Here is a 23194-nt window from a genome sequence, read left to right on the forward strand (position 1 = left end):
TTATCAAAATTGAGGTTATAAGCTTTTTAAAGCCTTTTTTATGATCGTTTCCGCAGTTGCTTCAGGATCTTCTTTTACAATCCTTTCTACTACTTTTTCAGAAGCTTTTCTAACAAATCCTAAAACTTCCAAAGCAGATAACGCTTCATCTCTGTTTGTATTGTTTTGAACTAGCGAAACTTCGTCCAAATCGTACAACTTTAACACTTTTTCTTTTAGATCAAGTATTACTCTCTGTGCCGTTTTGTTTCCAATTCCTTTTATAGACTGGATTACAGCGACATCTCCTGCTGCAATTGCATTTATAATTTGTTTGGGTTCTATCGAAGAGAGCATTGTTCTGGCAATACCGGCTCCAATTCCCGAAACAGACAAAAGCATTCTAAATATCTCTCTTTCAGACTTTTCTACAAAACCATATAAAGTATGCGCATCTTCTTTTATTTGAAGATGCGTATACAATTTTATATTTTCAGCATTAGGAATTAATGAAAACGTGTGTAATGAAATATTTACGTGGTATCCTACTCCACCACAGTCTATTACAACTTCCGTGGGATTTTTTTCGACTAATTTCCCCTGCAAATGTGCTATCATACTATTCTTAATAAGAAATCAAATATAATAAAAATGCAATAAAATTAAGACATTTTTATTTGATCCTTAATTTATTACACTATTGTGCTAATTTGTTCTTTTTTATTTCTTTTTCCTGAGCATCAATAACAGCAATAGCTGCCATGTTTACCATTTCTTCTACACTTGCTCCCAACTGTACGATATGAACAGGTTTGCCCATCCCCATCATAATTGGTCCTATAGAAGCTGATTTATTTAACTCTTTCATCAGCTTATAAGTAATGTTAGCTGACTCTAAGTTAGGGAATACCAGCGTGTTTACTTTTTTACCGGCTAATTTAGAGAAAGGGAATTTTTCCTGAAGTAATTCAGAGTTTAAGGCAAAGTCCGCCTGAATTTCACCATCTACGACCATATCCGGGTGATTTTTGTGCAGATAAGCAACCGCATCTCTCACTTTTGCCGCGTTTTGATGTGTTGATGATCCAAAGTTTGAATACGAAACCATGGCAATAACCGGCTCAATTCCGAACATTTTAGCTGTTTTTGCCGTCATAAGGGCAATATTCACTAAATCTTCAGAAGATGGATCGATGTTTATTGCTGTATCTGATAAAAACATCGGCCCGCGGGTAGTCATCATCATATTGGCAGTCGCAATAAGTGAAGCTCCAGATGCTTTTTCTATTAACTGAAGCATTGGTTTTACCACACTTGGATAACTTCTTGAATGACCAGTAACCACAGCATCTGCCTCGCCTTCGTTTACCATCATGGCTGCGAAATAGTTTCTTTCGCGCATGAATTTTTCAGCATCAAGTTTAGAAACTCCTCTGCGTCCTCTTGTTTCCCACAATGAAGCTGCAAATCGGCTGCGTCTTTCGTTTTCCTGCTCATCTTTAGGGTCGATGATTTCAAGTTCGGCATCAAAACCTAATTCTGCTTTTAATTCTAAGATGATTTCTCTGTTTCCTAATAAGATAGGAAAACCAATTCCGTCTTCGTAAACAATTTGAGCTGCTTTTAATACGTTTAAATGGTCTGCCTCGGCAAAAACAATTCGTTTAGGATTTAATTTGGCACGGTTGGTAATTAAACGCACCATTTTATTATCGTTCCCCATACGTTCACGAAGTACGTCTTCGTAAGCGGCCCAGTCTGTAATAGGATTTTTTGCTACTCCGGATTCCATTGCTGCTTTTGCCACTGCAGGGGCTACAACAGTAATTAATCTTGGGTCGAATGGTTTTGGAATGATATATTCTTGTCCGAAACCTAATTTTGTTGCACCGTAAGCTACGTTTACCTGCTCCGGCACGGGTTCTTTTGCTAAAATAGCCAATGCTTTTACAGCGGCCATTTTCATTTCTTCGTTGATTTTTTTAGCTCGTACGTCTAATGCACCTCTAAAAATATATGGAAAACCAAGAACGTTATTTACCTGATTAGGAAAGTCTGAACGCCCTGTAGCCATAATAACATCTTTTCTGGTTTCTACAGCCAGATTGTAATCGATCTCCGGATTTGGATTTGCCATTGCAAAAACAATCGGGCTTTTGGCCATCGATAAAAGCATTTCAGGCGATAAGATATTTCCAGATGATAATCCGATGAAAACATCGGCATCTTTTACAGCATCGGCCAAAGCAATCTGACCGCCGTTAACAGCATATTTTAACTGTAATTCTGAAAGTGCAGGATTGTCTTTTGTTAAAAGTCCTTTACTGTTGTACATCAAAATGTTTTCGACTTTTACGCCCAATGAAACATATAAATCTGTACAGGCAATTGCTGCAGATCCTGCTCCCGAAACGACCATTTTAACCTCTTCTGCTTTTTTTCCTGCCAATTCAAGTGCATTAATTAAAGCTGCCGAAGAAATAATTGCTGTTCCGTGCTGGTCGTCGTGCATTACCGGAATATCCAGCTCTTCTACCAGTCTTCTTTCGATTTCAAAAGATTCCGGTGCTTTGATATCTTCAAGGTTAATACCTCCAAAAGTCGGAGCAATGTTCTTAACCGTTTGTATAAATTCTTCTACGTTTTTTGTATCTACTTCGATATCAAAAACATCAATATCAGAGAATATTTTGAATAATAAACCTTTTCCCTCCATTACAGGTTTTCCGGCCTCTGGACCAATGTCTCCAAGTCCTAAAACAGCTGTACCGTTTGAAATTACGGCAACCAAATTTCCTTTTGCGGTATATTTATAAACGTCTTCAACGTTTGCTGCGATTTCTAAGCATGGCTCTGCAACTCCCGGCGAATAGGCCAATGATAAATCTCTCTGGGTTGCATATTTTTTTGTTGGAACTACCTGAATTTTTCCTGGAGTCGGCTCTGCGTGGTACAGTAACGCCTCTCTTCTTTTACTCTCTTTGTTCATTATTTTTAGCTTTTATTCTAGCTTACAAAGATATAAGTCTTAGTTTAAAATGGGACGCTTTTGCTGGTTTCTTTTGTTAAAATATCAATTCGGGCATGGTACGAAAAAAGCCCGTACTAATCCGGGCTGTTGTATAGGTGTTTTTATTAAATTCTCTATTGAGAAATATAAGAGTTTAGATGCTGGATAGTGTCTTTTTGAATTTCTATAATGGCTTTAACCACATCGCTTATAGAAATAATTCCTACCACAATTCCATCTTCTAAAACCGGAAGGTGTCTGATTCTTTTTGAACTCATAAGTTCCATACAGTCATCAATGTTATTGGTTAATTGTACCGAATATACATTGCTTTCCATAATTTCATTTACAAAAGTTTCTTTTGAAGATTTGTCTTTTAAAACAATTTTTCGAGCATAATCTCTTTCAGACAAAATTCCTTTTAAATCGGTTCCGTCTATTATAAGAATGGCTCCAATGTTTTTTTCGCCCATTACTTTTAATGCTTCATAAACAGTTGTAGTGGTTCGAACCGAATAAACATTTTTCCCTTTTGCTTTTAGTATTTGATCTACAGTCATATCTGAAAAATTTTATTTTTATAAAGTTATAATAAAAACAAATATAATTTGCAGGGAACAGATTTTTTTAAACTCACAACGTATTGATTTTAAACAAAATAAAGCGTATTTCAATTTTTTAAAATTATATCGTAATGAAGAAAAAAAATTATAAAGGTTTTTTATGAAAAATTAGATTTTTTAACTTTTTTGAGGTACTGCTTATTACTATCCTTTTGCTCCCTAGATTCTTTATAATTTCTACAAATATTTACAATACCATTAAACATTTTGAAATAAAAAAACAACCCGACATATATGTCGCGCAATATTATTTTACATTTTTATAGATTTGATTTTAAAAGAATATTCTAATATTTTTTTTTCGAATAACATATTATAGAAATCAGCGAAATGATTATTAAAGATTCGAATGTTATTGGTGAATAATGAAATATGCCGCCCTGTCATGGTTTTCTTTTATAAAAACAAAAAGGACTGTCTAAAAATATTTAGACAGTCCTTTTATATAAATATAAATAAATTACAAACTAATGATTATAAACTCGCTTCGTCTGTTTTGCTGATGTTCTTTTTCGGTACATTTTACGCCATCGGCACATCGGTTTAATAATTGTGTTTCTCCGTATCCTTTTGCTGTTAATCTATTTGCGTTGATTCCTCTGCTTATCAGCCAGTCTTTTGTCGACTGGGCTCTTTTGTCTGATAAAATCTGATTGCTTTCTGCTGATGAACGGCTGTCGGTATGCGAACGAATATCCACTTTTATAGTTGAATATTGATTTAATAAATCGACTACTTTTTGCAGTTTTGGCTCTGATTCTTTTTTGATTGTGGCTTTTCCTAAATCAAAAAAGTTCATCGGGATGTTTAATAGTTTCGCTAAATCGGTTCCTACAGTAATATTTACTTTTACGGGTTTAATTGAATTTGCTTTTATTACAACGGCCGGAATTGTTGTTATGGGTTTTGGTTTCTTTTCTAAAGCGATTGGCATTGCAGCTGATCCGTTTGCTTTTTTAAGTGTCAGCGAAACTTCTTTTAAGAAATAATCTTCTTTTGATGTTTTTATGAAATATTTTTTTCCGCATTTTACATTCGAAAAAACATAATTCCCATTGGCGTCTGATACTGCTTCTACCGCTGACTGACGGGCTTCATCAAACAAAACCAAAGCAACATTTGCAAGTGTTTCTCCGGTTTCCTGATCTGTAATTGTTCCGGATATCTGCTGCTCACAGATTAATCTTCTGTTTTCTGTAAATCGGTATACATCGTCAAGTCCGTGGCCGTTTACCCGGTTTGAAGAGAAAAAACCGTTTCTGTTTTTGCTGTTTATCATAAACGCAAAATCGTCTTGTTTGCTGTTTATTGGTTCGCCTACGTTTTGCACTTCATCAAAAGAATCGTCTTTGTTTATTTTCGAAACATAAATGTCGAGTCCGCCTAATCCTGGTCGTCCGTCGCTGGCAAAATAAAGTTCGTTTTCATCTGATATAAACGGAAAGGTTTCTCTTCCTTCGGTATTAATTTCCGGACCTAAATTTTCCGGTTTCCCGAAAGTTCCGTCTGCGAGTATGCTTACTTTAAATAAATCTGAAAGTCCGAATGTTCCGGGCATATCTGATGCAAAATACAATGTTTTTTCGTCCAGGCTTAAAGCTGGGTGTGCCACGCTGTACTGGTCACTATTAAATGGAAGTTCCTGTACTTCTTTCCATTCGTTATCGATTAAAGCTGCTTTATACAATTTTAGGAAGGTAACTTTGTTTTCGTTTTGTCTGCGTTTACCGTTTACCGAATTGTTTCTGGTAAAGTACATCGTTTTTCCGTCTTTTGTAAAAACAGGAGTTGACTGATTTAGGTTTACTTTTAAATTCTTTTTATGAAACAACATTGGTTTTCCGATACTTCCGTCCGGTTTTAAATCAACGGCGTAAAGTGTTGAAATGGCTTTATTGGTCCATTTAAAGTTCTTTTTTATGATGTCGCCCGTATCTCTGGCAGATGTAAATACTAATTTATTGTTTAGGATGGTGCTTCCGTAATCTGAATCGGCGGTATTGATTCCGGCATCTGCAATATCAAAACGACCTGAGTTTGATTTGATATCTTCTAAATAGGTTCTGTTTTTTAAGAACAAAACGGCTCTTTTATCTGAAGGTACTGTCTGGCTGAATTTTTCCAAAATTTCATCGGCCTTAGTATAATTTCCTTCTGATTTTAAGCATTGGGCATATTTATAAAAGTACTCCGGTTCCTGATTTTCGTTCAGGATAAACAGTTCCTGATAGTATTTCAGGGCTTCTTTTAATTCGCCTATGAAGTAATAGGAGTTTCCGAGTCTTTGAAATATGTGTTCTTCTTTAACTCCTTTTTTAACTAAATTTTCATACGCTTTTATAGCATCCGCGTAAGCGTAACTATCATATTTTTTATCAGCATTTTTGATGGCGGCCGTTTGGGCATTTACTGCTGCAAAAAAGCAAAAGAATAAAAATGAATAAAGTAAAGTTTTAATCTTCATATGTAAATCAATTAAAAGAATCTTGGTGAAGTAAGTTTGCTGTAGTTATTGAAGAAGTCAAAACGAAGGAAAATTTCGTGTGATCCTGAATTGTATCTTCTTAAACGTGTCGTTTCGTGATCGTAACCGTACCCAATGTACATTCCTTTTGAAACCTGAAAACCGGCCATTGCACTTACCGAAGCACTCCAGCGATAAGCAAGACCCAGCACAAACTTATCATTGAACATAAAATTACCCGAAACATCGACTTGAAGCGGTGCTCCTTCGACCATTTTGGTTAATAATGCCGGTTTGAATTTTACGTACTCTAAACGATCGAGATTAAATACGTATCCTGCCATGAAATAGTAATTTATTTTTTCTTTGAAAATGGCCGTATCGTTATCATCGTAACGGTTTGTTTCGATAAAATTAGGAACTGATAATCCTAAATAAGCGCGGTCTGAATGCCAGTATACTCCGGCTCCAATATTAGGCGTAAATTTATTTTTTATGCTCTGAAACATAGGATCATCAGGATTTTCATAACTCAGTTTATTGACATCGAGGTTGAACAGGTTTGCTGTTGCTTTAATACCAAAGGAAAGTTTAAATGATTCTGATGTTGGAATACTGTATGATAGATCTGCAGAAAGGGTGTTTTCGTTCGTTGGCCCGATTTTATCGTTTACCAGCGAAACTCCTAATCCAAGATTACTGTTGTTTAAAGGTGTGTTTAAAGAAAAAGTACTGGTTTTTGGAGCACCATCAAGACCAACCCATTGTGTACGGTATAAACCAAAAACGCTCATCACACCGCGCGAACCTGCGTAGGCGGGGTTGATTTCGATCGTATTGTACATGTATTGTGTAAATTGAGCGTCTTGCTGCGCTGAACACACGATTGTAAAAAACATGAAAAGTAAACCTAATTTTTTCATTTCTGAGAGTTTTAAAAACGGCTCAGCCTGCACTAAGCCGTTTGTAATTTTTATTTACTAATGTATAAGTAACCTGATTTTTGGTGTGGGTTAGAACCGCTGTCTTTGTATTTCAGGATGTAGAAGTAGGTTCCTACCGGTAATCCTTCGGACTGTTTCATTGTTGTGCGTCCTTCAGAATATCCTTTAAAGACTCTGTCTTCGTTGTTATAACCTTCTTTTTCAAATACTAAAACACCCCAGCGATTGTAGATTTCTACTGTATTGTCAGGGTAGCATTCTAATCCCTGAATGTAGAATCTCTCGTTTTTATTATCGCCGTTTGGAGAGAAAGCATTTAGAACGTTAATTTCACATCCGTTTAATGTAATTACCGTAGGTTTGTCTCCGTCGATATCCAGACCGTCAGACATATCTTCTACCACTACTCCTCTTGCGCTGCTTCCTTTTACACTTGCCTGATTGGTTACTTTTCCTGCATTGATATCGGCTTGTGTTATTTTGTAAAGCGCACTGAAATTAGTATCGTTTGATTCACCGACTGCCAAATCTACAGCTTGTCCTGAAACTACCACTCCCGGAAGCGGATCGCTTATCATTACTCCTTTTAATGGTACGTTTCCTGTATTGGTTACCACGAATTTGTATGTAATGGTTTCGCCTGCATTTGCAATTTTGTTATTGTTTTCGTCGTTGAATACCGCTGTTTTAACAATTGCAATTCCCGGAACTTCTACAAATACATTCAATATAGCCGAACTGCAATTTGTTGGTTTTGCTTTTTCGCAGATTGAATAACTTATTTGATACGTTCCTCCCGGTGTATTTGGTTTAACGTTAACGGTTCCGTCTTCGTTAAATTCAAAATTCGTATTGTTTGATGTATTTGTAATTACAACATCTGCAGCGTTAACAGGTAAACTGTTTAGCAAATCGTTGTCCAGAACATTTACAAATTCAAGATCTCCGTTTAGACCATCAACAGATACCAGGGCATCTTCGACAGCTTCAATTACTGCCGGCGGGTTAACCGGTTCTACTGTATTTAGAACTATCACTTTTACAATTGCCTGACTGCAGCTTGATGAATTTAGAGCATCGCAGATTTGGTAAGTTAACTGATAAGTTCCTGATTGTGTTCCTGCTTTTATCGTAACAGTACCATCTGTATTTAAGGTTAAGGCCGCATTTGCATCTATAGTAGTCAAAGTTACATCTGCCGGATTTACTTTTGATCCGTTTAGTGTATCATTATCAAATATGTTGATTCCTGCGTCTGAACCTTTTGTTCTATCTATTGGTCCTGCATTGTCATCGTTTGCCTTAATTACAAATGTTGGTCTTGAATTACATTGTGCTGATGGCAGCGGATAATTTACTGAAATTGAAACTGTCGGGTTTACTGAAAACTCCATTGTAACCGCTGGTTTAGTATTTTCAAATCCGTCAGCACCTTCAGTCCACTGGTTGTTTGCAAATATCCATCCCGGCCAGTCTGTTCCGTTATTGTTTGCATCAACAACTGCTCCCGGCCATAAAACGGTACCGCTTAATTGTAAACCAGACTGCGTTGCAACTACTTTACCTGTGCTGTCAATCCATTTAATGGTTAATAAATCAGTTGGTGTAAAGTTATCCGGCACTACATTGTAATTTACATAAGGAACATTGTTCGAACAATAACTGTCTGCTGTTACTGTCATTGTAGGTTCCTCAACTGCTATTTCTACTGTAGCAGAGCTGCATACTCCCGGATTTGCTTTTTCGCAAATCTGATATACTATTTCGTATGTTCCTCTTGGTGCATTTGCTCCCAATGTAACCGTTCCATCAGGGTTTAAGGTTAAGAAACCTGTTGGATCTGGTGTTACTATGGTAAGGTTTACATCAGATGGAACAAGCGGTAATCCATTGTTCGTATCATTGTCAAAAACATTGATAATTGTTTTTGGCTGATTTGTTCCCACAACTGATGGTATCACATCAGCATTTGCCTGTAATGTTGATCCGGAAGGAATGGTAACAATCACTTTTGAAATGGCTGTATCACAGTTTGCCGGGTTTGTAATTTCACAGATACTGTATTCAATATCATAGATTCCTGATGGAGTATTTGGTGCTACTGTTACTGTTCCGTCTGCGTTTAAGGTTAAGCCTGCCGGAATGTTGATTCCGGTTAGTTTAACCTGTCCTGCACTAGTTCCGATAACCGCCTGAACTCCGTTTAAGGTATCGCCTGCAATTACTGAATTTGTTGTCGTTCCGCCTGTGCTTCCGTTGATTGATGGTGTAAGTGTTTCTGCAACTGCATCAATTACAGGCATATCAACTGTTACTTTTACTGTGTTTGAACTGCAGTTGCCCGGGTTCAGTTTTTCACAGATTGTGTAGGTCAGTTCATAAGTGCCTGCCGGCGGGTTTGCTCCAAGGGTGATGGTCCCGTCCGGGTTTAAGATTAATACTCCTTTTGGATCTGGTGTTGCTGTCGTCAGTGTTACATCTGACGGGTTCAACGGCTGTCCGTTTTTAGTATCGTTATCAAATACATTTCCGCCTAATGTCTGAGGTACGTTTGATGGTTTTACTGATGGGATAACATCAGCATTGGCCACTAACGTTCCGTTGTTTACAGCTACTTTCGAAATGGCTGTATCACAGTTTGCCGGGTTTGTAATTTCGCAGATGCTGTATTCAATATCGTAGATTCCTGATGGAGTATTTGGTGCTACTGTTACTGTTCCGTCTGCGTTTAAGGTTAAGCCTGCCGGAATGTTGATTCCGGTTAGTTTAACCTGTCCTGCACTAGTTCCGATAACCGCCTGAACTCCGTTTAAGGTATCGCCTGCAATTACTGAATTTGTTGTCGTTCCGCCTGTGCTTCCGTTGATTGATGGTGTAAGTGTTTCTGCAACTGCATCAATTACAGGCATATCAACTGTTACTCTTACGGTGTTTGAACTGCAGTTGCCCGGGTTCAGTTTTTCACAGATTGTGTAGGTCAGTTCATAAGTGCCTGCCGGCGGATTTGCTCCAAGGGTGATGGTTCCGTCCGGGTTTAAGATTAATACTCCTTTTGGATCTGGCGTTGTTTTCGTCAGTGTTACATCTGACGGGTTCAACGGCTGTCCGTTTTTAGTATCGTTATCAAATACGTTTCCGCCTAATGTCTGAGGTACGTTTGATGGTTTTACTGATGGAATAACATCAGCATTGGCCACTAACGTTCCGTTGTTTACAGCTACTTTCGAAATGGCTGTATCACAGTTTGCCGGATTCGTTACTTCACAGATACTGTATTCAATATCATAGATTCCTGATGGTGTGTTTGGTGCTACTGTTACTGTTCCGTCTGCATTTAAGGTTAAGCCTGCCGGAATGTTGATTCCTGTTAGTTTAACCTGTCCTGCACTAGTTCCGATAACAGCCTGAACTCCGTTTAAGGTATCGCCTGCAATTACTGAATTTGTTGTCGTTCCGCCTGTGCTTCCGTTGATTGATGGTGTAAGCGTTTCTGCAACAGCATCAATTACAGGCATATCAACTGTTACTTTTACTGTGTTTGAACTGCAGTTGCCCGGGTTCAGTTTTTCACAGATTGTGTAGGTCAGTTCATAAGTTCCTGCCGGCGGGTTTGCTCCAAGGGTGATGGTTCCGTCCGGGTTTAAGGTTAATACTCCTTTTGGATCTGGCGTTGTTGTCGTAAGTGTTACATCTGACGGGTTCAACGGCTGTCCGTTTTTAGTATCGTTATCAAATACATTTCCGCCTAATGTCTGAGGCACGTTTGATGGTTTTACTGATGGAATAACATCAGCATTGGCCACTAACGTTCCGTTGTTTACAGCTACTTTCGAAATGGCTGTATCACAGTTTGCCGGGTTTGTAATTTCACAGATGCTGTATTCAATATCATAGATTCCTGATGGTGTGTTTGGTGCAACTGTTACTGTTCCGTCTGCGTTTAAGGTTAAGCCTGCCGGAATATTGATTCCGGTTAATTTAACCTGTCCTGCACTAGTTCCGATAACCGCCTGAACTCCGTTTAGGGTATCGCCTGCAATTACTGAATTTGTTGTCGTTCCGCCTGTGCTTCCGTTGATTGATGGTGTAAGCGTTTCTGCAACAGCATCAATTACAGGCATGTCAACTGTTACTCTTACGGTGTTTGAACTGCAGTTGCCCGGGTTCAGTTTTTCACAGATTGTGTAGGTCAGTTCATAAGTGCCTGCCGGAGGATTTGCTCCAAGGGTGATGGTTCCGTCCGGGTTTAAGGTTAATACTCCTTTTGGATCTGGTGTTGTTGTCGTCAGTGTTACATCTGACGGGTTCAACGGCTGTCCGTTTTTAGTATCGTTATCAAATACGTTTCCGCCTAATGTCTGAGGTACGTTTGATGGTTTTACTGATGGGATAACATCAGCATTGGCCACTAACGTTCCGTTGTTTACAGCTACTTTCGAAATGGCTGTATCACAGTTTGCCGGGTTTGTAATTTCGCAGATACTGTATTCAATATCATAGATTCCTGATGGAGTATTTGGTGCTACTGTTACTGTTCCGTCTGCGTTTAAGGTTAAGCCTGCCGGAATGTTGATTCCTGTTAATTTAACCTGTCCTGCACTAGTTCCGATAACCGCCTGAACTCCGTTTAAGGTATCGCCTGCAATTACTGAATTTGTTGTCGTTCCGCCTGTGCTTCCGTTGATTGATGGTGTAAGCGTTTCTGCAACAGCATCAATTACAGGCATATCAACTGTTACTCTTACGGTGTTTGAACTGCAGTTGCCCGGGTTCAGTTTTTCACAGATTGTGTAGGTCAGTTCATAAGTGCCTGCCGGCGGGTTTGCTCCAAGGGTGATGGTTCCGTCCGGGTTTAAGATTAATACTCCTTTTGGATCTGGCGTTGTTGTTGTCAGTGTTACATCTGACGGGTTCAACGGCTGTCCGTTTTTAGTATCGTTATCAAATACGTTTCCGCCTAATGTCTGAGGCACGTTTGATGGTTTTACTGATGGAATAACATCGGCATTGGCCACTAACGTTCCGTTGTTTACAGCTACTTTCGAAATGGCTGTATCACAGTTTGCCGGGTTTGTAATTTCGCAGATACTGTATTCAATATCATAGATTCCTGATGGAGTATTTGGTGCTACTGTTACTGTTCCGTCTGCGTTTAAGGTTAAGCCTGCCGGAATGTTGATTCCTGTTAGTTTAACCTGTCCTGCACTAGTTCCGATAACCGCCTGAACTCCGTTTAAGGTATCGCCTGCAATTACTGAGTTTGTTGTCGTTCCGCCTGTGCTTCCGTTGATTGATGGTGTAAGCGTTTCTGCAACAGCATCAATTACAGGCATGTCAACTGTTACTTTTACGGTGTTTGAACTGCAGTTGCCCGGGTTCAGTTTTTCACAGATTGTGTAGGTCAGTTCATAAGTTCCTGCCGGCGGGTTTGCTCCAAGGGTGATGGTTCCGTCTGGGTTTAAGATTAATACTCCTTTTGGATCTGGCGTTGTTGTTGTCAGTGTTACATCTGACGGGTTCAACGGCTGTCCGTTTTTAGTATCGTTATCAAATACGTTTCCGCCTAATGTCTGAGGTACGTTTGATGGTTTTACTGATGGAATAACATCAGCATTGGCAACTAATGTTCCGTTGTTTACAGCTACTTTCGAAATGGCTGTATCACAGTTTGCCGGGTTTGTAATTTCGCAGATGCTGTATTCAATATCGTAGATTCCTGATGGAGTATTTGGTGCTACTGTTACTGTTCCGTCTGCGTTTAAGGTTAAGCCTGCCGGAATATTGATTCCGGTTAATTTAACCTGTCCTGCACTAGTTCCGATAACCGCCTGAACTCCGTTTAAGGTATCGCCTGCAATTACTGAATTTGTTGTCGTTCCGCCTGTGCTTCCGTTGATTGATGGTGTAAGCGTTTCTGCAACTGCATCAATTACAGGCATATCAACTGTTACTCTTACGGTGTTTGAACTGCAGTTGCCAGGGTTCAGTTTTTCACAGATTGTGTAGGTCAGTTCATAAGTTCCTGCCGGCGGGTTTGCTCCAAGGGTGATGGTTCCGTCTGGGTTTAAGATTAATACTCCTTTTGGATCTGGCGTTGTTGTTGTCAGTGTTACATCTGACGGGTTCAACGGCTGTCCGTTTTTAGTATCGTTATCAAATACGTTTCCGCCTAATGTCTGAGGTACGTTTGATGGTTTTACTGATGGAATAACATCGGCATTGGCAACTAACGTTCCGGTTGTAACCACTACTTTTGAGATAACAGTATCACAATTTAACGGGTTACTGATCTCACAGATACTGTACTCCACATCATAAGTGCCTGCCGGGGTGTTCGGAGAAACGGTTACCGTTCCGTCTGAATTTAAAGTCAGACCTGTCGGCACATTTACTGCTGTCAGTTTAACTTCACCTGGGTTGGTGCCGATTACTACAGGATTTCCGTTTAGGGTATCGTTTGCTGTTAATGCCGGAGTTGTACCTCCTGCATTTCCATTGATTGAGGCTGTCGTTTCTGTTACAGCATCGATTATTGCTAATCCAACCACTACTTTTGAGATAACAGCATCACAGTTTAAAGGGTTGCTGATCTCACAGATGCTGTACTCCACATCGTAAGTGCCTGCCGGGGTGTTCGGTGCCACTGTTATCGTTCCGTCTTCATTTAAAGTCAGACCTGTCGGCACGTTTACTGCTGTCAGTTTTACTTCACCAGGGTTGGTGCCGATCACTACCGGATTTCCGTTTAATTTATCGTTTGCTGTTAATGCCGGAGTTGTACCTCCTGCATTTCCGTTGATTGAGGCTGTCGTTTCTGTTACAGCGTCGATTACCGGCATATCAACAATCACTCTTACAATATTTGAACTGCAATTTGATAATGCTGGTTTTTCACAAATTTCATAAGTTAACTCATATGTTCCTGCCGGAGCATTCGCTGCTAAAATCACACTTCCATCTGTATCTAATGTTAAGTAGCCGTTCGGATCTACAACAGAAATGGTCATATTTACATCTGCAGAATTTAGAGATTGTCCATTTTTTGTATCATTCGTGAAAACATTAACTCCTAATGTTTGACTTGTATTTGATGCTAAAACTGATCCAATGATATCAATATTAGCCACTAAATTGTTTACAACATCAACTGTTGCTGCTGCTGTTTTACAGTTTGCAGGAGATGCTCCTTCTTCGCAGATTTCATATGTAAGGGTATAAGTTCCTGATGCTGTATTCGCTGCAAGGGTAAGTTCTCCGTCTGCGTCAACGCTTAATGGTCCTGTTGTTTTTGGTGTTACATTCGTATTGGCCGATGTTACCGCTGCTCCGTTTAAGGTGTCATTGGATGTGACATTGCCAACCGTTACGGCTGTTGATCCTGAAGTCTGTGCTCCGAATGAATTATCGGCATTCGCCATTAATCCGTTTACAACATCAACTGTTGCCGCTGCTGTTTTACAGTTTGCAGGAGATGCTCCTTCTTCGCAGATTTCATATGTAATGGTATAAGTGCCTGATGCTGTATTCGCTGCAAGGGTAAGTTCTCCGTCTGCGTCAACGCTTAATGGGCCTGTTGTTTTTGGCGTTACATTCGTATTGGCCGATGTTACCGCTGCTCCGTTTAAGGTGTCATTGGATGTGACATTGCCAACCGTTACGGCTGTTGATCCTGAAGTCTGTGCTCCGAATGAATTATCGGCATTCGCCATTAATCCGTTTACAACATCAACTGTTCCGCTTGCTGTTTTACAGTTTGCAGGAGATGCTCCTTCTTCACAGATTTCATATGTAATGGTATAAGTGCCTGATGCTGTATTGGCGGCAAGGGTAAGTTCTCCGTCTGCGTCAACGCTTAATGGGCCTGTTGTTTTTGGCGTTACATTCGTATTGGCTGTTGTTACCGCTGCTCCGTTTAAGGTGTCATTGGATGTGACATTGCCAACCGTTACGGCTGTCGATCCTGAAGTCTGTGCTCCGAATGAATTATCGGCATTCGCCATTAATCCGTTTACAACATCAACCGCAGCTGCTGCTGTTTTACAGTTTGCAGGAGATGCTCCTTCTTCGCAGATTTCATATGTAAGGGTATAAGTTCCTGATGCTGTATTCGCTGCAAGGGTAAGTTCTCCGTCTGCGTCAACGCTTAATGGTCCTGTTGTTTTTGGTGTTACATTCGTATTGGCCGATGTTACCGCTGCTCCGTTTAAGGTGTCATTGGATGTGACACTGCCAACCGTTACGGCTGTTGATCCTGAAGTCTGTGCTCCGAATGAATTATCGGCATTCGCCATTAATCCGTTTACAACATCAACTGTTGCTGCTGCTGTTTTACAGTTTGCAGGAGATGCTCCTTCTTCGCAGATTTCATATGTAATGGTATAAGTGCCTGATGCTGTATTCGCTGCAAGGGTAAGTTCTCCGTCTGCGTCAACGCTTAATGGGCCTGTTGTTTTTGGCGTTACATTCGTATTGGCCGATGTTACCGCTGCTCCGTTTAAGGTGTCATTGGATGTGACATTGCCAACCGTTACGGCTGTTGATCCTGAAGTCTGTGCTCCGAATGAATTATCGGCATTCGCCATTAATCCGTTTACAACATCAACTGTTGCTGCTGCTGTTTTACAGTTTGCAGGAGATGCTCCTTCTTCACAGATTTCATATGTAATGGTATAAGTGCCTGATGCTGTATTGGCGGCAAGGGTAAGTTCTCCGTCTGCGTCAACGCTTAATGGGCCTGTTGTTTTTGGGGTTACATTCGTATTGGCTGTTGTTACCGCTGCTCCGTTTAAGGTGTCATTGGATGTGACATTGCCAACTGTTACGGCTGTCGATCCTGAAGTCTGTGCTCCGAATGAATTATCGGCATTCGCCATTAATCCGTTTACAACATCAACTGTTGCCGCTGCTGTTTTACAGTTTGCAGGAGATGCTCCTTCTTCACAGATTTCATATGTAATGGTATAAGTGCCTGATGCTGTATTGGCGGCAAGGGTAAGTTCTCCGTCTGCGTCAACGCTTAATGGGCCTGTTGTTTTTGGCGTTACATTCGTATTGGCCGATGTTACCGCTGATCCGTTTAAGGTGTCATTGGATGTGACACTGCCAACCGTTACGGCTGTTGATCCTGAAGTCTGTGCTCCGAATGAATTATCGGCATTCGCCATTAATCCGTTTACAACATCAACTGTTGCCGCTGCTGTTTTACAGTTTGCAGGAGATGCTCCTTCTTCGCAGATTTCATATGTAATGGTATAAGTGCCTGATGCTGTATTCGCTGCAAGGGTAAGTTCTCCGTCTGCGTCAACGCTTAATGGGCCTGTTGTTTTTGGGGTTACATTCGTATTGGCTGTTGTTACCGCTGCTCCGTTTAAGGTGTCATTGGATGTGACATTGCCAACTGTTACGGCTGTCGATCCTGAAGTCTGTGCTCCGAATGAATTATCGGCATTCGCCATTAATCCGTTTACAACATCAACTGTTGTCATCGCTGTTTTACAGTTTGCAGGAGATGCTCCTTCTTCACAGATTTCATATGTAATGGTATAAGTGCCTGATGCTGTATTGGCGGCAAGGGTAAGTTCTCCGTCTGCGTCAACGCTTAATGGGCCTGTTGTTTTTGGCGTTACATTCGTATTGGCCGATGTTACCGCTGCTCCGTTTAAGGTGTCATTGGATGTGACACTGCCAACCGTTACGGCTGTTGATCCTGAAGTCTGTGATCCGAATGAATTATCGGCATTCGCCATTAATCCGTTTACAACATCAACTGTTGCCGCTGCTGTTTTACAGTTTGCAGGAGATGCTCCTTCTTCACAGATTTCATATGTAATGGTATAAGTGCCTGATGCTGTATTGGCGGCAAGGGTAAGTTCTCCGTCTGCGTCAACGCTTAATGGACCTGTTGTTTTTGGTGTTACATTCGTATTGGCCGATGTTACCGCTGCTCCGTTTAAGGTGTCATTGGATGTGACATTGCCAACCGTTACGGCTGTTGATCCTGAAGTCTGTGCTCCGAATGAATTATCGGCATTCGCCATTAATCCGTTTACAACATCAACTGTTGCCGCTGCTGTTTTACAGTTTGCAGGAGATGCTCCTTCTTCACAGATTTCATATGTAATGGTATAAGTGCCTGATGCTGTATTGGCGGCAAGGGTAAGTTCTCCGTCTGCATCAACGCTTAATGGTCCTGTTGTTTTTGGTGTTACATTCGTATTGGCCGATGTTACCGCTGCTCCGTTTAAGGTGTCATTGGATGTGACATTGCCAACCGTTACGGCTGTTGATCCTGAAGTTTGAACAGCAAAAGCTGTATCATTATTTGCGCAAAGTATTGAATTAATCTTAACCGAATCAGAAACATCAGAAGTACAAGTATTTAATGTTGCTGTTATAGTATAAGTTCCGTTAGTCCCTGTAACTACACCTGTTGAAGTATTTAAAGTTGCTCCGCTAGGAGTTATAACATAACTATAAGAAGGATTATAATTTGTGATTGTAAAACTTCCTGTTGATGTACTACAAGTAGGCTGCGTAACTGTACTAAATGTAGGTTTCGCTGGTACTGGAAGTGCTGAATTATTTCTAAAAGTTGATGAAGCAGCTGATGAACAGTTATTTGAACCTCTTGCCGAAACTGTATAATCTGTATCAGCAGTCATTCCTGAAATCAATCCGCTTGGTGCTACGTTAGGACCTGTCGGTGAGAAAACATAGGTAACACCTGATGTATAATTTGATATAGTTGATGTTCCCGCTGCAGAGCATGTCGCTGCTGTTACCGTAACAGTCGGAACTGCAGGAGTCGGAAGCATTGAAGCGTTTCTAAAAGTTGATGAAGCAGCCGATGAACAGTTATTTGAGCCTCTTGCCGAAACTGTATAATCTGTATCAGCAGTCATTCCTGAAATCAATCCGCTTGGTGCTACGTTAGGACCTGTCGGTGAGAAAACATAGGTAACACCTGATGTATAATTGGATATAGTTGATGTTCCCGCTGCAGAGCATGTCGCTGCTGTTACCGTAACAGTCGGAACTGCAGGAGTCGGAAGCATTGAAGCGTTTCTAAAGGTTGATGAAGCAGCCGATGAACAGTTATTTGAGCCTCTTGCCGAAACTGTATAATCTGTATCAGCCGTCATTCCTGAAATCAATCCGCTTGTTGCTACGTTAGGACCTGTTGGTGAGAAAACATAGCTAACACCTGATGTATAATTTGATATAGTGGATGTTCCCGCTGCAGAACAGGTTGCTGCTGTTACCGTAACAGTCGGAACTGCAGGAGTCGGAAGCATTGAAGCGTTTCTAAAGGTTGATGAAGCAGCCGATGAACAGTTATTTGAACCTCTTGCCGAAACTGTATAATCTGTATCAGCAGTCATTCCTGAAATCAATCCGCTTGGTGCTACGTTAGGACCTGTTGGTGAGAAAACATAACTAACACCTGCTGTATAATTTGATATAGTCGAAGTTCCCGCTGCAGAGCAGGTTGCTGCTGTTACCGTAACAGTCGGAACTGCAGGAGTCGGAAGCATTGAACCGTTTCTAAAGGTTGATGAAGCAGCCGATGAACAGTTATTTGAGCCTCTTGCCGAAACTGTATAATCTGTATCAGCAGTCATTCCTGAAATCAATCCGCTTGGTGCTACGTTAGGACCTGTTGGTGAGAAAACATAAGTAACACCTGATGTATAATTGGATATAGTTGATGTTCCCGCTGCAGAGCATGTTGCTGCTGTTACCGTAACAGTCGGAACTGCAGGAGTCGGAAGCATTGAAGCGTTTCTAAAGGTTGATGAAGCAGCCGATGAACAGTTATTTGAGCCTCTTGCCGAAACTGTATAATCTGTATCAGCCGTCATTCCTGAAATCAATCCGCTTGTTGCTACGTTAGGACCTGTTGGTGAGAAAACATAAGTAACACCTGATGTATAATTGGATATAGTTGATGTTCCCGCTGCAGAGCATGTTGCTGCTGTTACCGTAACAGTCGGAACTGCAGGAGTCGGAAGCATTGAACCGTTTCTAAAGGTTGATGAAGCAGCCGATGAACAGTTATTTGAGCCTCTTGCCGAAACTGTATAATCTGTATCAGCCGTCATTCCTGAAATCAATCCGCTTGGTGCTACGTTAGGACCTGTTGGTGAGAAAACATAGCTAACACCTGATGTATAATTTGATATAGTGGATGTTCCCGCTGCAGAACAGGTTGCCGCTGTTACCGTAACAGTCGGAACTGCAGGAGTCGGAAGCATTGAAGCGTTTCTAAAGGTTGATGAAGCAGCCGATGAACAGTTATTTGAACCTCTTGCCGAAACTGTATAATCTGTATCAGCAGTCATTCCTGAAATCAATCCGCTTGGTGCTACGTTAGGACCTGTCGGTGAGAAAACATAGGTAACACCTGATGTATAATTTGATATAGTGGATGTTCCCGCTGCAGAGCAGGTTGCCGCTGTTACCGTAACAGTCGGAACTGCAGGAGTCGGAAGCATTGAAGCGTTTCTAAAGGTTGATGAAGCAGCCGATGAACAGTTATTTGAGCCTCTTGCCGAAACTGTATAATCTGTATCAGCAGTCATTCCTGAAATCAATCCGCTTGGTGCTACATTAGGACCTGTTGGTGAGAAAACATAGCTAACACCTGATGTATAATTCGATATAGTGGATGTTCCCGCTGCAGAGCATGTCGCTGCTGTTACCGTAACAGTCGGAACTGTCGGTGTAGGAAGTATAGAATTATTTCTAAATATTGATGAACCGTTTGATGAGCAAGTAGAATTTGCTGCTGTAAGCGTATAATCAGTATTTAAACTCATACCTGTAATTGCACCACCTGTTCCTATAGCCGGACCAGAAGGTGAAAATGTATAGGTTAAAGCTGCATCATAATTGGATACTGCTGAAGATCCTGCCGCAGAACATGTTGCTGCTGTCGAAGTAATAGTCGGTGTTGCCGGCATCACACATAAATTTGCAGCTCTTGAATATACTACAGCACAAACTTTATTACTTTGATAAACCAAGTCTCTATATTTATAACCATTCATAGAAGCTGTTACCCCAGTAAGATTCAAAGTTGCCGTTGTGGCATTTGAGTACACACCTCCATTAGCAATATTTGTCCATGTAGTACCGCCATCAGTACTCAGCTGCCATTGGTGTAATGTTGTTCCTGATCCTCCGGTTGCTGTTACTGAAAATGTTGTACTCAAACCTGATCCAACGCTGCGGTCTACCGGATTAGCTGTACCTAATGTACTGGCTGTACCACCTGCATTTATTACATTGGTATAAGTACCTGAATAACTGGCACCCGTAACTTTTCCATCAGAACCAACTGCTGGAGAACCCGTACCATACATAGCATTATCATTTCCTGAAATATTACCATCTGCATTATAATTTCCATAATATTCATTAGCATCAGAACAACCATCATTGTCTGAATCTAAGTCTAAGAAATTAGGAATATTATCATTGTCAAAATCGGCACAAGAACCAACTGATGCCGAAACTAAAAAGATATCGTCATCATTAATACTTGAGCTGCTATTATCATTTCCTGGCAGCATTGTATTAAAGAAAAATGCCAAAGTTCCTGATGAAGGAGCTGTGCCCGGTATCGCTAACTGAAGGTTTTGTACAACAGGAGAACCCGATCTGCTAAAGTGCGGAATCGAACTAGGTAAGTTCCCTGTCGCACCATTCAAATACGTAATCGTAGCAGTAGGAGATGGTGTATTGTTAGTTTCTTTTACTGTCTGAATTTGAGCATAGTCCACTCCATTATATCGAATCGTAAATTGAATACTTTCTGAGTTTAAAACAGGGTTTCCTGTAGCAGAAAAGAATCCAACGTTGATAATCTTTTTACCGTTTACATCGGGATAAAATTTCGTTATATTTTGAGATAATGTCTGGGTGGTATTATTGTTTTCAAACTGAATTCCTAAAGCATCAGCATATAAATTGCCATTAGACAAAGTCCAGCCAGGAACAGTCGTTATGTTTACATCTCTACCCTCGTCTTTAAAATTAGTATTTGTTAATAATTCAGATGAGAAACATTCATCAGTATCTAAAATACCATCATTATCATCATCTAAATCTACTGAATCTATAATACCATCACGGTCATTATCCGAATTTACAATAAAAGTAACATCTGCTGAATTAGCAGTACAGCTTCCATTTGGATTTACTGTATATCTAAGCGTCACAGCTGTATCTGCTGTAACATCTGCCGGTGTATAAATATTCCCTGCAATTGTTCCTCCTCCTGAAACAACACTCCATGTACCTCCAGCCGGAGCTGCTGACAATGTTTTTGTTGCACATTCGCAGATTGAAGCTGTTGATGTTGTATTCGAAACGTTTTTACCAACCAAAATGGCAATTACATTACTTGTGTTCTGACACGTTTCAGATATTGCAATACGTCTGAAATACGTTGTTGCTGAAAGTGAAGGCGGATCATAACTTTGCGTAGTTACACCAATATTTGAAAAACTAGAATTGTTGGAACTACTCTGCCATTGATAGGTTATAGCTGATGTTCCTCCGCCTGCAGCTGATCCTACTATATTTGCAGGATCACCGCTTTCACAAAACGATGTTACAGCCGGTGCAGTCAGCGTATTATTTGTTATTGGTGTTATTACTGTGTATGTTATCGTAGAGGCATTCGATGTTTTACCATACGTATCATTAAAAGTATAATTTATTGAAGTTGAACCTGTAACTGTATTATCTACCGGTGTAAATGTTACTGCACCAGTTGTCGCATCATAAGTAAATGTTCCTTTTCCTGCAACTGTATTTGTAGTCTGAATTCCAGGAGCTGCAGTATCTAAGTCTACTGTTGTTTTGTTTACTTTTCCTAAAGTATTAACAGAACCGTTATCGTTTGCTGTTATATCACCAGAGGTAGCCGGTAAACCAATACAACCTGTAAGCGTATCCGGATTCGCTGCAGGTGTTAAAAGTGTGGACTGATCTACTGTTATATCCAGATTTCTAATTTCATGGAAATTATTTGATCCTCCGGTAGATGAAGTTATCGCAAATTTAAGATTAGGCGGACTTACCGTTGGATATTCAAAATTATTAATAATAGTTCTTGTAGTATTACCATTAGTTGTACTAACGGTTATAATGAAACCTCCTCCGGTACGAGGTGTAAGTTTAATAGAGACTTTTCTAAATCCTGTAGAAGCAGTAGTTGTTGCCGCACGATTTCCTCCCGCAATATTAAAAGGAGATGTCGCTAATGTAGAGGTTTGAACCGATGTTAAATGCGCATAACCAGTAGTTCCTGAACCCTGCCCTCTTAATGTAATATTATTTTGCAAAACGCCTACTCCACCACTTTTACCTTCATTATTGGCAGAAAAATTTCCAAATTCATCAATACCAATACCTAAGTATCCTCCCGGAAATCCCGTTTCAGAATTACGCTGTGCATACCCCAGAGAACCTCCAAATGCTCCCGGTACAATTGTAGTAACAGTTGCATCAAAAAGCACGAATGCAATACCATCTGCACCATTTCCGCCATGAGTATAGTATTCAAATGAAATTGTCATACCATAAGCAGATGGAAAAGAATACATATCCGAGTAGATTACCCCTTTTTGATTTCCCTGATTGTTGGTAAGTCGCAAATAACCAGATCCGTTTGGATCATCGTACCCATCTCTCAATCCTGCTCCGGCTGTCAAAAATGCAGTGGGGCTGCCGCCAAACAGAATACCTGGCGCAGTAGAATTTTTAAATGATTCAGAATATGGAAACTGGGCTCTGGTTTGAGTTGTGATAAAAAATAATGAAACAACAATAAACAGCTTAAATAAATTAAACTTTCTAAAAGTAGAGTTACGCATAGACACACTCGGTATTAATGTGAGTAAAATAAATGATGGAACCTGAATACGAGAACTCTGTTTTCAGGTTATTTAGCAGATACGATAAAATAAAAAGATTGGATTTTAGATATCTGAAAAAACTTTCAGAATCATAAAATGAACAATGAAGTGTTTGAACCATATTACGTAGGCGCATATTCAAAAGTTGATTTTGGATTAAATTAGTAGCTTTGGAAGTGCGAAAGTATATAATGGCATAATTTATAACCACATTATTCGATAAACAACTTAGAAAAACGTTAAACGAC

At 40.2% G+C, this 23194-nt stretch carries 6 protein-coding genes; all 6 read right to left on the reverse strand.

Annotation, left to right across the window (positions count from 1 at the left end; genetic code table 11):
• Positions 1-15: 15 nt before the first annotated feature.
• Complete coding sequence (gene ruvA, locus OZP11_RS11475; protein ID WP_281235338.1) at positions 16-597, reverse strand: Holliday junction branch migration protein RuvA; 582 nt, start codon at positions 595-597, stop codon at positions 16-18.
• A gap of 79 nt (positions 598-676) precedes the next feature.
• On the reverse strand, positions 677-2968 hold the full coding sequence (locus OZP11_RS11480) for an NADP-dependent malic enzyme (RefSeq protein WP_281235339.1): 2292 nt from the start codon (positions 2966-2968) through the stop codon (positions 677-679).
• Positions 2969-3123: 155 nt separating this feature from the next.
• On the reverse strand, positions 3124-3549 hold the full coding sequence (locus tag OZP11_RS11485; protein ID WP_281235340.1) for a CBS domain-containing protein: 426 nt from the start codon (positions 3547-3549) through the stop codon (positions 3124-3126).
• A gap of 523 nt (positions 3550-4072) precedes the next feature.
• Complete coding sequence (locus OZP11_RS11490; protein WP_281235341.1) at positions 4073-6076, reverse strand: OmpA family protein; 2004 nt, start codon at positions 6074-6076, stop codon at positions 4073-4075.
• Between the two features lie 11 nt (positions 6077-6087).
• A complete protein-coding gene (locus tag OZP11_RS11495; RefSeq protein WP_281235342.1) occupies positions 6088-6999 on the reverse strand; it encodes a PorP/SprF family type IX secretion system membrane protein in 912 nt (303 codons plus the stop codon).
• A 50-nt stretch (positions 7000-7049) separates the two neighbouring features.
• Positions 7050-22904 (reverse strand): T9SS type B sorting domain-containing protein, encoded by a 15855-nt coding sequence (locus OZP11_RS11500; RefSeq protein ID WP_281235343.1) that lies wholly within the window; start codon positions 22902-22904, stop codon positions 7050-7052.
• Positions 22905-23194: the final 290 nt, after the last annotated feature.

The organism is Flavobacterium gelatinilyticum, assembly GCF_027111295.1.
GTDB classification, from domain to species: domain Bacteria; phylum Bacteroidota; class Bacteroidia; order Flavobacteriales; family Flavobacteriaceae; genus Flavobacterium; species Flavobacterium gelatinilyticum.

What these genes read in the sequence shown, in the direction of transcription:
- ruvA (WP_281235338.1), bottom strand. Translation starts at nt 597, where the DNA reads ATGATAGCACATTTGCAGGGGAAATTAGTCGAAAAAAATCCCACGGAA.
- OZP11_RS11480 (WP_281235339.1), bottom strand. Translation starts at nt 2,968, where the DNA reads ATGAACAAAGAGAGTAAAAGAAGAGAGGCGTTACTGTACCACGCAGAG.
- OZP11_RS11485 (WP_281235340.1), bottom strand. Translation starts at nt 3,549, where the DNA reads ATGACTGTAGATCAAATACTAAAAGCAAAAGGGAAAAATGTTTATTCG.
- OZP11_RS11490 (WP_281235341.1), bottom strand. Translation starts at nt 6,076, where the DNA reads ATGAAGATTAAAACTTTACTTTATTCATTTTTATTCTTTTGCTTTTTT.
- OZP11_RS11495 (WP_281235342.1), bottom strand. Translation starts at nt 6,999, where the DNA reads ATGAAAAAATTAGGTTTACTTTTCATGTTTTTTACAATCGTGTGTTCA.
- OZP11_RS11500 (WP_281235343.1), bottom strand. Translation starts at nt 22,904, where the DNA reads ATGCGTAACTCTACTTTTAGAAAGTTTAATTTATTTAAGCTGTTTATT.